Here is a 12,545-nt window from a genome sequence, read left to right as displayed (position 1 = left end):
CCTTCTTTCTTCTTTCTTCTTCCTTATGACCAATGACAACTGTCAACTGTCAACTGTCAACTGTCAACTGTCAACTGTCAACTGTCAACTGACAACTGTCAACTGTCAACTGTCAACTGACAACTGTCAACTGTCAACTGTCAACTGTCAACTATCAACTTTGACCTTTAATTGAACAATAAAAGTAGAGCCAACACCTAACTGACTCTCAAGAGTGATATCGCCGCCCATCATCTGGCAAAACAAGCGGCTAATCGCCAATCCCAAACCAGTGCCTCCGTACTTGCGAGTAGTCGAAGCATCCCCTTGCATAAAAGGTTGAAACAAACCCTGCTGCTGTTGTTCAGACATTCCAATCCCCGTATCAGATACCTGCAAATAAACCCAATCGCTATCGCCTGCTGGCTCGCGAGTGGCGCCCAGCAGCACCGTTCCACCTTCGGTAAACTTGAGGGCATTTGAGAGCAAATTAAACAAAATTTGCCTGACTTTAGTTAAATCTGCATACATTACTCCCAAATTTGGAGAGCAAGAAACTTCTAATTGATTGTGATTTTTTTCAACTAAAGGGTGCAAAGTTGCAACAACTTCTTCTATTAAATTGCCGAGGTCAAATTCTTCTAAGTAAACCTCCATCCGACCGGCTTCTATCTTAGAAAGGTCGAGAATATCGTTAATTAAAGTCAGCAAGTGTTTGCCGGCGTTACGAATTTTTTGGGTATCGGGGATGAAGTCATCGAGTCCGGAGTCCAGTGCTTCTTCTTCTAGCATTTCGCTGTAACCGATAATGGCGTTGAGCGGCGTTCGCAGTTCGTGGCTCATATTGGCTAAAAAAGTGCTTTTAGCTCTGGAAGCTGCTTCTGCTTTGTGTAAGGCTTCTTGCAAGGCGATTTCGGCTCTTTTACGATCGGCAATTTCGCTGCGGAGCAGTTGATTGGTGGCGGTGATTTGAGCGGTGCGCTGATCGACGGTCATTTCTAGCTGCGCTTTGGCTTTGGAGAGTGCTTCCTGAGCTCGCTGGCGTTCAAATCCTTCGATCGCCAGCGCGACTAAATTTGCTAAAGAATCGGCGAAGGTGCGCTCTTCCAGAGCCCACTGGCGGGGCGCGCCGATATGTTCTAGAGAGAGGATGCCCACGATCTGGCCGCCGAGCCTAATTGCTACATTTAAGATCGATGAATTTGGCTTGCTCTTATTCGGCAGCACACCGGAATGTTCGGCGATCGATGATAAGTGGCACAAGTTTGTTTCGATCGAGTTTTGAGTGTGCGGCGCCGGTTCTAAACCATTGTCTTCAGCTAGATTTTCGCCCGGCGCGTCGTTTTCTATATCTAAAATTGAAAATTTTAAATCGCTTGCTGATATGCACTGGCGGCTCAAATGATGCTCGTGAGTGCGATCGTACAAGTCGAGACAAACTAATTTGAGGTTGGGGATTTTAAATTGAGAATGATTGACTGACTCGTTATCGTTTCGGGGGGCCGCCTCTGTATCGAGAGATTCTTTTTGGTTGCGGGCGATCGCTCTGTGGGTAAAATTTAGCTGAGGATCGATCGGGTAGCCAGTTCCCAATCTGTCGTGGTTGTAAAGCCAGACGCTGACTTTTTCCACCTCCAAAGTGCGCGCAGCAGCCTCAGTAATTTCGCGAATTCCCACAGTCAGCGCACCGCTGTTGAGAGTCCTCTGCCGCCCTAGCTGCAACAGGGCCAGACTCTGCCGCCGGAGCCGCTTTTCGCTCTCTTGGAGAATGTTTTCTGCTTGCTTGCGCTGAGTGAGATCGTACAAGGCGCACAATGCCGTCGGCTGACTCTTAAACTGGAGGGACTGAACCGAGAGAATTGCCCAGAAAGGGGTTCCGTCTGATTTTTTGCAGTGGAGTTCGTAGTTTTGCAGGTATCCGTCTTGGGCGAGGGCTTCGAGTACCTTTGGGCGATCGGCGGGGTTGAGGTAAAAGTCTGGGGTACAGCAGCCGATCAATTCTTCTAGGGGTATGTTTAGCAGAGAAGCCAATTGAGCGTTTGCATACAAAATTAAGCCGTCCGAGAGACGAGAAACCAATACCGGAACGGGAGTTGCCGAGGCGATCGCCCGAAACTGCTGTTCGCTTTCGCGCACGGCCAACTGAGCTTGAGAGAGCAAGTGAGCTTCCATCGTATCCGAATGTTGGGTGGTAGTCTCCAGCAAGATTTCTAGATCGGACTTTTCGCGTTTCAAGTTTTCTAGTTCCGCACTCAGTCGCTGAACGTCCAAAAGTAGCTGTTCTCTCGATGGTTCTTCCTGCATAGCAATTGAAAATTGGTAATTTTTAGTCTGAGAGGGAAGTTTTTTACAGTTTGGTGCTAACTTAACTATGACTTATTCGCATTAACTTCAGGTGCTCTCATCCTGGTTCCCCAAGGCGGGATAGGTGAACACCTTTACCTTGTGCGATTTACCGAAAATCTGGGTTTAAAGCCCCGTCATAAGCTTGACGGCTTTACAAAACCAACGGTAGAATGCGGGTTCTGGGTTCCAGTATCTGTGAAATATTAACGGTAGAATGAGGCTTTGGGTCGCTGCTCAAAAAACAGTCCGGGGTATTGATATAGGCAAGTGTAATATAAGATAGGAGGTAAGACAATGCTAGTTTTTGAGTTCAAAACATATGGGAAATCCAGTCAGTTCGCGGCAGTAGATGAAGCAATTCGTACTGCCAAATTCATTCGCAATAGTTGTATACGCTATTGGATGGATAATCAAAAGGTTGGTCAGAACGATCTACAAAAATACTGCGCTGTACTGGCTAAAGAATTCCCATTTGCTTCAGAACTCAACTCAATGGCTAGACAAGCTAGCGCAGAGAGAGCATGGTCTTCTATCTCCCGATTCTACGATAACTGTAAACGGAAAGTTACGGGTAAAAAAGGGTTTCCACAATTTCAGAAAGATTGTCGTTCTGTTGAATACAAGACATCTGGTTGGCAACTTGCTTCGGACAGAAAATCCATAACTTTTAGTGACAAAAAAGGAATTGGAAGGTTAAAACTGAAAGGGACGCGGGATCTAAACTTCTATCAAATTAGCCAGATTAAACGGGTGAGATTGGTAAAAAGGGCGGATGGTATATACGTTCAGTTCTGTATTGATTTTAACCGAACGGAGAATACAAAACCAACCGGAAATACCATAGGTCTAGACGTTGGTTTAAAGGAATACTACACCGACTCTAACGGATTGATGGTTGGAAATCCTAAGTTCCTCCTCCGGAGTGAAAAAGTTCTTAAACGTTCAGGGCGACGTGTCTCTAGAAAGGCAAAAAATTCAAAAAATAGAGGCAAGGCTAGACAGATTCTAGGTAAGCGACACCTCAAAATAAGTAGGCAACGTAAAGACCACGCTGTAAAGTTAGCGCGGTGCGTAGTTCAGTCCAACGACTTGATAGCTTACGTAGGCGCTTCGCCGTGCCGAAGGCAGATTTGAGAATCAAAAACATGGTGAAGAATCACTGTCTGGCTAAGTCTATTAACGACGCATCTTGGTATCAATTTCGTGTCTGGCTTGAATACTTTGGCAAAGTATTTGAGAGGGTAACGGTGGCGGTAAGTCCGCAATATACCAGCCAAGAATGCTCCCTTTGCGGTGTAATTGTGAAGAAAACGCTATCTACTAGGACGCACGTCTGTAAGTGCGGTTGTGTAATGGATAGAGACGAAAACGCAGCTAGAATCATCCTGAGTCGAGGATTAGGTACGGTAGGGCATACCGGAACCTTTGCACTTGATGCAAGCAACGCTTTAGGAGATGAAGCCTCTACTCTTGTTGGAGAAATCCTGCTCGAGCAAGCTACATCGTAGATTAAAGAATCCCGCGGTACGGCCGGGGAGTGTCAATAATCCAATTCTAAGTGTAAGGAAGGCATCAGCCGCTGCAAGTTCTTGAGCGATTTTCCCTGCCATGGTATCTGTTTTGAGCCTTGTATGCTGATTTGAATATTTTTTAGCTGGCGCACTTTGATCACAAATTTTGATATAATGTTAATTCCTGAACTATTTAAAAATTCTAGTTTTCGCAAGTCTAGAGTAATCATATTAGGCGAGGAGTCCGTCACTTCGTTGAGCAGATCGACGATCGGCGCGTATTCTTCCATCTGGCTGATGCGAAACGAGCCGCAGCAGGTAACTGTTTGGGTAGCGCGATCGTACTCAATGCTGTAATCTTTGGTCTCAATATCCATACTTTTGTCACTTGTCGGTTATGAACGGTAAAGGGGCTTTGGCTGCGGGAGCGAGGATGGAGAGTCAGTCTATGTTAGATTTAAAAATTGAAGAATGAGAGATTTACCAAAAGATTGGGTCTAAAGCCCCGTCCTTATAGGACGGCTTTAATTGCGGGTGTAAAGATTCATAAATCAGTTTATTTATACTCACAATAGTTTATAAACATGATAAAATAGTTCCATGATTGTACTAGAGTTTAGGTTGAAAGGCAACCCACAGCAATACCGAGTCATCGACGAGATGATCCGCACAGCTCAGTTTGTCCGAAACAAAGCTCTTAGATATTGGATCGACAATCAGGGAGTCAAACTACTTGACCTCTACAAACAATGCGCCATCATGGCGAAAGAGTTTGAATGGGCAGGAAAACTTAACTCAATGGCGCGTCAAGCGATGGCCCAACGTGCCATTTTTGCTATTCAACGTTTCTTCTCTAATTGTAAAGCTAAGAAGCCAGGAAAAAAGGGATATCCGCAATTCAAAAAGCACACTCGTTCCGTAGAGTATAAGACATCAGGTTGGAAGCTTTCTACCGATAAAAGATGTCTGACTTTTACGGACGGTTTTGCTGCGGGAACATTCAGGTTGCTCGGTAGTCGAGACTTGCATTTCTACTCACCCAAGGAAATCAAACGAGTTAGGGTAATTCGTCGTGCCGATGGTTACTACACTCAGTTTTGTATAAATGTAGAGCGGACAGAATCAGTGATTCCGACTGGTAAAGCTATTGGGATAGATGTGGGATTAAACCATTTCTATACCGATAGTAGTGGGGAGACCATGACAAATCCTCGGCATCTTCGTAAAAGTGAAAAAGCTTTAAAGCGGTTGCAGAAACGAGTTTCACGGAAAAAGAAAGGTTCTGGTAATCGAAAGAAAGCAATCAATAAGCTAGGTAGAAAACACTTGAAAGTTAGTAGGCAGCGCAAAGACTTCGCCATTAAGACGGCGTTGTACGTGGTGAAATCTAGCGATTTCGTAGCTTACGAAGACCTTCAGGTGAGAAATATGGTGAAAAACCATAAACTTGCGTTGGGAATTAGCGATGCAGCGTGGTCACAGACTTGATCATTATTTGCAATACTTTGGAAAAGTGTATGGTAAAACAGTAGTTGCTGTAGCACCTGGGTACACTTCCCAAGATTGCTCAAGTTGTGGAAATCGTGTCCAGAAGTCGCTATCCGTCAGAACTCATATTTGCCTGTGTGGCACGGTGTTAGACCGCGACCATAATGCAGCTTTGAATATCCTAGCGAAGGGATTAAAGCAATCAGGAATTATTTTAAATACGGTGGGGCACACCGGAATTAACGCTTGGGGACAGACCGACCTCTACTCGTTGGTGGTGGCATCAACGAGCAAGTTGACTGATTGATCCAAGAATCCCCGTGCGTTCACGCCGGGGAGTGTCAATACTCCACAGATGAATCTGGGAGCAGAGGAACCTGATTCTAAAATTTGGGGCGACTGGCGACTCCTGTCGGGGAATTCTATCCGTGTTTGGGCGGGGGGCACGCTGGCACGATCCAAACTGGGCCGTTTGCCTTTGTTTGTGTAACTTGCACTGGATATACTGCCAACTGTATCATTGTCAGAGGGCAGTTAGGAGTGTTTTTGGGGATTGATCTGTTGCGAGGCAATTTGAAATAAATCATCCAACTGTAGACCAGCTCTAAACCCTGGTAGTCATCAATTATTCCCAATCTCAAATCTTCTATACTACTATGCAAAACTTGTATAAGTTGTCAATCTAAATTCGGGGGAAGAGAGGATTTTCGATTTTCGATTTGGGATTGATTCCACGGATAAATCACGTGGCGGGTACCACAGGTCGAAATTCGCTTGTCAAGGTTGATGAGACCTGGTTTTGCTGAAGCTCTGCGATCGATCGCTTCTGTTTTTTCGATCGAGTTGCCATTGACAAAATCACCAAAATGTGAGAGATATTTCATATCTGGTACAGCAGTGAGTTGGAGAATATTTAATGGCAACTTCAGAAATTACAGAAAAGCTTTTGGCTGCTAAAAAAGCTAAGGGAATTAGTTTTGCCGAGTTGGAAAAAGTTTTGGGTCGCGACGAAGTTTGGATTGCGGCGGTTTTTTACCGTCAAGCTACCGCATCGTTGGATGAAGCCGAAAAAATTGTCTCGGCTTTGGGATTGGATGGCGAGACGGCTGCGGTGCTCTGCGAACCTCCGTTAAAAGGTTCTTTGGATGCAGCAGTTCCGGTTGACCCGTTGATTTATCGCTTCTATGAAATTATGCAGGTGTACGGGATGCCGCTCAAAGCAGTGATCCACGAAAAATTTGGTGACGGGATTATGAGCGCGATCGACTTTAGTTTGGATGTCGAGAAAGAAATAGACCCAAAAGGCGATCGAGTGAAAATAATTATGTCGGGAAAATTTTTGGAATACAAAAAATGGTAAGCCAGTTTGGTTTCGGCAGAAGGCTTGCTTTCGGGACTTATGTAGAAGGCCTTGCCTTCGTCAGAATTTTTTATTATTCCCAAGGACTAAGGTAATATAGGGGTATGAAGCGGTCGGACTATGCCAAGAAAGCAGGAGTTTCCTATAATACTGCTCGCAGATGGTGGAAATCTGGTCAGAGCGAGGGCGATCGGCAAGGAAAACCGAGAAGTGAATTTTAGAGTTGCAGTCGAGTTCAGCTAGCAAAGGAGAAGAAGAATGAGATTGGTAGAGCGTCACATTATTGATAAAAGTCACAGTTTCTCTAAGGAGTGCGACGATTTAGCATGGCGTTCCAAAAATCTCTACAACTATTGTAATTACTTAGTGAGGCAGTCTTTTGTTTTAGAGAATACTTATCTTGATAATTGCCAAATCTATCATGAAGTTAAATCTCATGAATCCTACAAGGCGCTTCCTGCCAAAGTCAGCAATCAAGTCCTGATTAGTCTGCATCGAAACTGGAAGTCATTTTTTGAGGCTATGAAGGAATGGAAACAAAATCCAGGCAAGTTTTTGGGCAAACCTAAATTGCCGAAGTACAAAGATAAGCTCAAAGGACGTTTCTGCGTTGTCTATGAGAAAGGAGCGATTAGCAAGCCTGCATTAGTCAAGGGATTAGTAAAGCTTTCCAAGACAAGCATTGAATTTCCCACTAAATGTCAAAATGTTCAACAGATTAGAATCATCCCGCAATCAGGTCAGTATGTCATCGAGGTAGTCTATGAAATAGCATCAAAGCTTAACCAGTTAAACTTCCAGCATATTGCAGCAATTGATATTGGAGTCAGTAACTTAGCGGCAGTAACTTCAAATCAGAAAGGGTTTAATCCTTTATTGATTAACGGCAAGCCACTCAAAGCACTCAACCAGCACTACAACAAGCAGAAAGCTAAGCTGCAATCTCTGCTCAAAGGTAAAGCTCAAACATCAAAGCGAATTCAGCAATTATCCGCTAAGAGAAACAATCAAGTTGATGGTTACTTGCATAAGGCTTCTCGCTTAATCATTAATTATCTGCTCCCGAATGAAATAGGAACGCTGGTTATCGGTAAGAATGATTTATGGAAGCAGGAGTCGAGTCTGGGAAGAAGAAACAATCAACAATTTGTTTCTATTCCTCATGCAAAGTTTGTGGAGATGCTGACTTACAAAGCTGAGTTAGTTGGAATTAAAGTAATTCTCACCGAAGAAAGCTACACTAGCAAATCAAGTTTCTTAGATAATGACCCAATCCCAACTTATGGAAAGAAGGACTCAGCACTCAAGTTCAGTGGACGTAGGATAAAGAGAGGACTCTACAAGTCAGCAGACGGAACAATAATCAATGCTGACGTAAATGGTTCTTATAACATACTCAGGAAAGTATTCCCAACAGCACTTGTGTATAGGGATAGTGGGTGTGCAGTTCGCCCGATTCGGATAACACCGAATGAATTTAAAAAAGCATGACAGGATATTTGTCCATGTTTTTGCTAACTGTTAACTTAGAAATAGAGTCCGCGAAGCTTGACTGGTTTTGGTGTCAGATCGGGAAACCTTTCTAGGGCTGAGTACTCGATCGAACCCGCTGCAACTTCCCCAGTCAAAACAAACAACCGCAACCGTAAAGTAAGAGGCTAAATATGTCAAAATATGACTCCCATCTCAGATGCTCCTTTTGCGGTAAGTCGCAGGAGTACGTCCGCAAGTTAATAGCTGGGCCCGGCGTCTACATTTGCGATGAATGCGTGGAATTGTGTAATGAAATTTTAGAAGAGGAGTTTTTTGACTCCAGCAAAACAATTGGTCAACAGATTCCCCAGTCAGAGGTGCGAGAGTCTCAGGGACAAGGAACGAAACGCGCGAGTCGATCGAGCAAATCGAAAATTGTTCTAGCTCAAATTCCCAAACCCACAGAAATTAAACAGCATTTAGACAACCACGTCATCGGCCAGCACTCAGCCAAAAAAGTCCTTTCTGTAGCAGTTTACAACCATTACAAGCGCTTGAGCGTAGACCAAGCCAAAGACAGCGGCAAGTCTTCCCCCGACAGCGATGTCGAACTGCAAAAATCCAACATCATGCTAGTCGGGCCGACAGGTTGCGGCAAAACCTTGTTAGCGCAAAGTTTGGCACAAATGCTCGAAGTTCCCTTTGCGGTAGCTGACGCGACGACGCTGACAGAAGCTGGATATGTCGGCGACGATGTAGAAAATATTTTGCTGCGGCTGTTGCAAATGTCAGATTTTGATGTGGAATCTGCACAGCGCGGGATTATTTATATTGATGAAATTGACAAGATTGCTCGCAAAAGCGAAAACACTTCGATCACGCGGGATGTATCGGGAGAAGGAGTGCAGCAAGCGCTACTAAAAATGTTGGAAGGAACGGTGGTTAATGTGCCTCCGCAAGGCGGTCGCAAACATCCTTACCAAGATTTTATTCAAGTTGACACGAGCAAGATTCTATTTATTTGTGGCGGTGCTTTTGTCGGTTTAGAAAAAATAGTAGAACAGCGTTTGGGTAAAAAATCTTTGGGCTTTATTCAGCCAACAGAAAGCGACAGCAACTCGACTTTGCCGGCAAAGGATAAGCGGGCGGCTGATATTTTGCAGCAGGTACAGCCGGATGATTTGGTTAAGTTTGGTTTGATTCCTGAGTTTGTCGGGCGGATTCCGGTGGTGACGGTGATTTCGCCGCTGGATGAGGCGGCTTTGATGCAGATTTTGACTGAGCCCCGGAATGCGCTGGTGAAGCAGTATCAGAAGCTGTTGAAGATGGATAGCGTGGAGTTGGAATTTGAGCCGGATGCGCTGCGGGCGATCGCCCAGGAGGCCTACCGTCGCAAAACCGGCGCGAGAGCTCTCCGCAGCATTTTGGAGGAGTTGATGCTGGATGTGATGTACGAGTTGCCTTCTCGCAAGGATGTGGCTCAGTGTACGATTACGAAGGAAATGGTCGAGAAGCGATCGACTGCCGAGTTGCTGTGGCATCCCGCATGGCGGCAACAGCACGAAACAGCTTAATTTGTAGTATGTAAGGTGCGCACCCTACAAGCCGTAAGGTGCGCATTGCGTGTGAAAATTTTGGGAGCTGTCGATCGGGTTACAGTAAAATAAAATGAGTTCTAATGAATCAGGTGTCGATGAGTCAGTAACTAATCAGTCAGCATTAGCCAAACTACTCTGTGGAAATGTCGTTCCTGATGGAGGTGAAATTGATGAGGTGCTAAGTCATTTATCCGCGTCAATTGATAATGTTGTTAAAGAGCTAGTAAGACTAGAATCCCTCAGTGATAACCAAATTTCATTATTTGCCCCATTTTTAGGTAGAAGTATACTGGAATTGGGATGTACCGCACTGATTGCGAGGCTCGATCCTTTTAGAGTCCTCCTACTTAGGGAATATCAAAGGCACCCCCATTATCAAATAGATAAGCCTAATAAGTCGTCTATACATTGGCAAGGTGATGTTTTAGCGAAAAAGGTCAATAATCTTTGGGAGGATAAGTCACTGGAAAACCCTACTAGAGCTTTGCTTGGAGATTATTATAAGACACTAATATGGTCTGCTAACTTTGATAAGCTGTTGGATGCAATCAGAGATGTCAGCGGGGATGAATGGATAGTCAATCTTAGAACAAAATCTTTTGAAAGATTCTATAATGAAACTTTAAATGATTTTTCAAGTCTCTACTCTGAACTTTCAAAAGGAATACATCACGAACTGGTGATTCCTTTAAGTTCAGCCTTGGATCGAGACACAACTCAACAACTGATAGAGAAAACAGTTCGTAATATCGCTACCCTTGGGTTATTTGTTTCTGTAGTCAGTCATGCAGTGAATAAACTCGATATTCAAGTAGCGATCACCGCTTATAAAGAAATTCAAGAAATGGGAGTTTTCTAATGGTTAATGCTATTTCTGAAAATTCATCACTGATCTTAGCCGCAGAAGATTGTTCGCCTGAAGAGTTTGAGAAACTGCATTATTTCTCAAAACAAGAGCAGCGCTTTATTTCAAATTTGATTGCTCATGGCCCAGTGTTATTAAAAGGGGCGCGTGGTAGTGGAAAAAGTGCGCTTATGATAGAAGCATCAAGAAGAATGTATCCTGAAAATAATTTAAGCTCTACATTTGGCATATACATCAGTCTTCGTCATCTTGAATTACTCAGAAGTGACGGTAAGAAGTATGAAATAATGTTATGTCAGCTAATAATTGATGCCGTAAATAAGACAGTTATTAAAGCAGGTAATCTCTTTGACTTTGAAGCTTTGCCAAACATCACATCACTTCAGAGAGAATTATCTAGTTTATCGAGTGCATCTGGGAAAAGGATAGTTATTTTATTTGATGACGCGGCTCACATTGGTCGGGAAGCTCCGCTGCATGAATTTTTCGATATATTTCGGACTTTATCGAGCAGTACAATATCATGTAAAGCTGCTATTTACCCGGGAGTTACTAATTTTGGAACAAGGTTTGATGTATATAATGATGCTACGGTGATCGATGTTTCAAGGAATGATGAACTAAAAGACTATAATACTAACTTTGCCGAGATAATTAGAAAAAGGTTTTATCAGCAGCTTCCTGAAGAGTCTTTCTCTGGTCAATTTGGTTTAGAAAATGTTGCGGGGTTTATGGGACGGGCTGTACTTGGAAACATGAGGGGATTTATATTTGCATGGAATAGTCTGTCGGAAAACTGTGGAGAACACAAGATTAGTTTAGCCCATATAACCAAGACACTGATAGACCTTGCAAGTAATTACTATTGGCCCTTGATTGAAGAGCTTAAGCCCAAACTTGGCATATATGCACCAATGCTCGATCCTGCAAGGGAGATTGCAGAATCAATATTTCAGCAGGCTGGTGAGCAAAATAAGCAGAATGTACTTATTTTAAGAGAAATTGCACAACGTCTATCAAAGCCGTTAGAACTACTTGAATATACTGGATTTATTTCAATTCGAGATGTTTCACGGGCAATGAAATCCAGGGGACGAGGAACAAGATATAGCTTGAATCTATGCACATTGTTGGAAAAAACTACGGGAGCTCGGGTCACTAATGAAATTTATACTAGGTGGTTAAATGAGCAAAATGAGAGAAATGAACCCTTAGAATTACACAAAACAAGTAAATTGTTTAAAATTCAATTGCCTGAATTACCTGAGCATGGTGAAATGCTAATATTAAATGAAGATATTAGCAAATTAAAAAAATCTCACGCATATCCTTATGGACTCACAGAGCGCAAAATTGATATATTGAAAGCTGCTGGATACCTCACGGTGTCTGAATTGGTAGAAGCCAGCGACGAGTCTTTGTTAAATCTTAAAGAGATAGGTATGGAAAACTTAAAGCGAATCCGCAGTACAGTTGCTCAAGCAATCTGGATGTAACTAAAAGCTAATACCAGTTCCCAAAAAATAGGTAACGCGGCCGCCCAAACTGTTGTATCCGAGTTCGCGGATTACTTGATAGCCATGGGTGGAAAAGTCGGGAAAAGCTTTGTTCATAAGGTTTGTAGTGAGGACTTCAGTCCGCAGAAATATCAGAGGACTAAAGTCCTTACTACGAACGGGGTTAATTTATGTGGTTAGATATTAAAACTTGCTGTTACCAAGATAACTTTTTTGGGAAAGGGCGGCAAGTGTGATAGGATTTGAATTCGCGATCGGTTCTAGCGGGGAGCAGCCGCCAGAGGAAACGGGGAAAGTTCGGTGCAAGTCCGGCGCTGTCCCGCAACTGTAATGAGGTTTGTAGTAAGGACTTCAGTCCTTTACCTCTCAAGTCAGAATGCCCGCCGATATCTAACTCACTTTTGAACG

Annotated in this window: 8 protein-coding genes, 2 pseudogenes and 1 riboswitch; of the genes and pseudogenes, 7 read left to right on the top strand and 3 right to left on the bottom strand. The window is 43.6% G+C overall.

The genetic code is table 11. The annotated features are described in order from the left end of the window. Window positions 1-147: 147 nt before the first annotated feature. On the bottom strand, window positions 148-2,283 hold the full coding sequence (locus JGK11_RS08630; RefSeq protein WP_293192290.1) for an ATP-binding protein: 2,136 nt from the start codon (window positions 2,281-2,283) through the stop codon (window positions 148-150). 336 nt (window positions 2,284-2,619) lie between these two features. Here JGK11_RS08630 and JGK11_RS08625 point away from each other — a divergent pair. After that, window positions 2,620-3,833: pseudogene (locus tag JGK11_RS08625) on the top strand (transposase). Window positions 3,834-3,865: 32 nt separating this feature from the next. On the opposite strand, the gene JGK11_RS08620 reads toward JGK11_RS08625, so the two are convergent. Then, window positions 3,866-4,213 (bottom strand): hypothetical protein, encoded by a 348-nt coding sequence (locus JGK11_RS08620; protein WP_293181249.1) that lies wholly within the window; start codon window positions 4,211-4,213, stop codon window positions 3,866-3,868. A gap of 223 nt (window positions 4,214-4,436) precedes the next feature. Between JGK11_RS08620 and JGK11_RS08615 the strand changes: the two are divergent. Next, window positions 4,437-5,631: pseudogene (locus JGK11_RS08615) on the top strand (transposase). A 370-nt stretch (window positions 5,632-6,001) separates the two neighbouring features. Here JGK11_RS08615 and JGK11_RS08610 read toward each other — a convergent pair. Next, window positions 6,002-6,208, bottom strand: a complete 207-nt coding sequence (locus JGK11_RS08610; protein WP_293211265.1) for a hypothetical protein — start codon at window positions 6,206-6,208, stop codon at window positions 6,002-6,004. A gap of 32 nt (window positions 6,209-6,240) precedes the next feature. Here JGK11_RS08610 and cynS point away from each other — a divergent pair, with 32 nt between their 5' ends. The 5 genes from cynS (at window position 6,241) to JGK11_RS08585 (ending at window position 12,116) form a co-directional block, all read left to right on the top strand. Then, window positions 6,241-6,684 (top strand): cyanase, encoded by a 444-nt coding sequence (cynS, locus tag JGK11_RS08605; protein WP_293181252.1) that lies wholly within the window; start codon window positions 6,241-6,243, stop codon window positions 6,682-6,684. Window positions 6,685-6,942: 258 nt separating this feature from the next. Then, entirely contained in the window at window positions 6,943-8,175 is a 1,233-nt protein-coding gene (locus JGK11_RS08600) for a transposase (protein ID WP_293181255.1), read from the top strand. 173 nt (window positions 8,176-8,348) lie between these two features. Further along, window positions 8,349-9,731, top strand: a complete 1,383-nt coding sequence (gene clpX, locus JGK11_RS08595) for an ATP-dependent protease ATP-binding subunit ClpX (RefSeq protein ID WP_293211262.1) — start codon at window positions 8,349-8,351, stop codon at window positions 9,729-9,731. 94 nt (window positions 9,732-9,825) lie between these two features. Continuing rightward, window positions 9,826-10,614, top strand: a complete 789-nt coding sequence (locus JGK11_RS08590; protein ID WP_293204955.1) for a hypothetical protein — start codon at window positions 9,826-9,828, stop codon at window positions 10,612-10,614. Further along, window positions 10,614-12,116 carry a hypothetical protein gene (locus JGK11_RS08585; RefSeq protein ID WP_293181264.1) on the top strand — a complete coding sequence of 501 codons (1,503 nt, stop codon included), beginning with the start codon at window positions 10,614-10,616 and terminating at the stop codon, window positions 12,114-12,116. The genes JGK11_RS08590 and JGK11_RS08585 overlap by 1 nt, the downstream gene beginning before the upstream one ends. A 259-nt stretch (window positions 12,117-12,375) precedes the next feature. Next, window positions 12,376-12,540: riboswitch (cobalamin riboswitch) on the top strand. The last annotated feature ends 5 nt before the right edge of the window (window positions 12,541-12,545 follow it).

Source organism: Microcoleus sp. PH2017_34_RAT_O_A, from assembly GCF_020737885.1.
GTDB lineage: Bacteria > Cyanobacteriota > Cyanobacteriia > Cyanobacteriales > Microcoleaceae > Microcoleus.
The sequence above is the reverse complement of the archived record's forward strand: the minus strand, read 5'-3'. Positions and strand labels throughout refer to the sequence as shown.

Excerpts from the sequence above, each read along its gene's own strand:
- JGK11_RS08630 (WP_293192290.1), bottom strand. The coding sequence starts at position 2,283 with ATGCAGGAAGAACCATCGAGAGAACAGCTACTTTTGGACGTTCAGCGA.
- JGK11_RS08620 (WP_293181249.1), bottom strand. The coding sequence starts at position 4,213 with ATGGATATTGAGACCAAAGATTACAGCATTGAGTACGATCGCGCTACC.
- JGK11_RS08610 (WP_293211265.1), bottom strand. The coding sequence starts at position 6,208 with ATGAAATATCTCTCACATTTTGGTGATTTTGTCAATGGCAACTCGATC.
- cynS (WP_293181252.1), top strand. The coding sequence starts at position 6,241 with ATGGCAACTTCAGAAATTACAGAAAAGCTTTTGGCTGCTAAAAAAGCT.
- JGK11_RS08600 (WP_293181255.1), top strand. The coding sequence starts at position 6,943 with ATGAGATTGGTAGAGCGTCACATTATTGATAAAAGTCACAGTTTCTCT.
- clpX (WP_293211262.1), top strand. The coding sequence starts at position 8,349 with ATGTCAAAATATGACTCCCATCTCAGATGCTCCTTTTGCGGTAAGTCG.
- JGK11_RS08590 (WP_293204955.1), top strand. The coding sequence starts at position 9,826 with ATGAGTTCTAATGAATCAGGTGTCGATGAGTCAGTAACTAATCAGTCA.
- JGK11_RS08585 (WP_293181264.1), top strand. The coding sequence starts at position 10,614 with ATGGTTAATGCTATTTCTGAAAATTCATCACTGATCTTAGCCGCAGAA.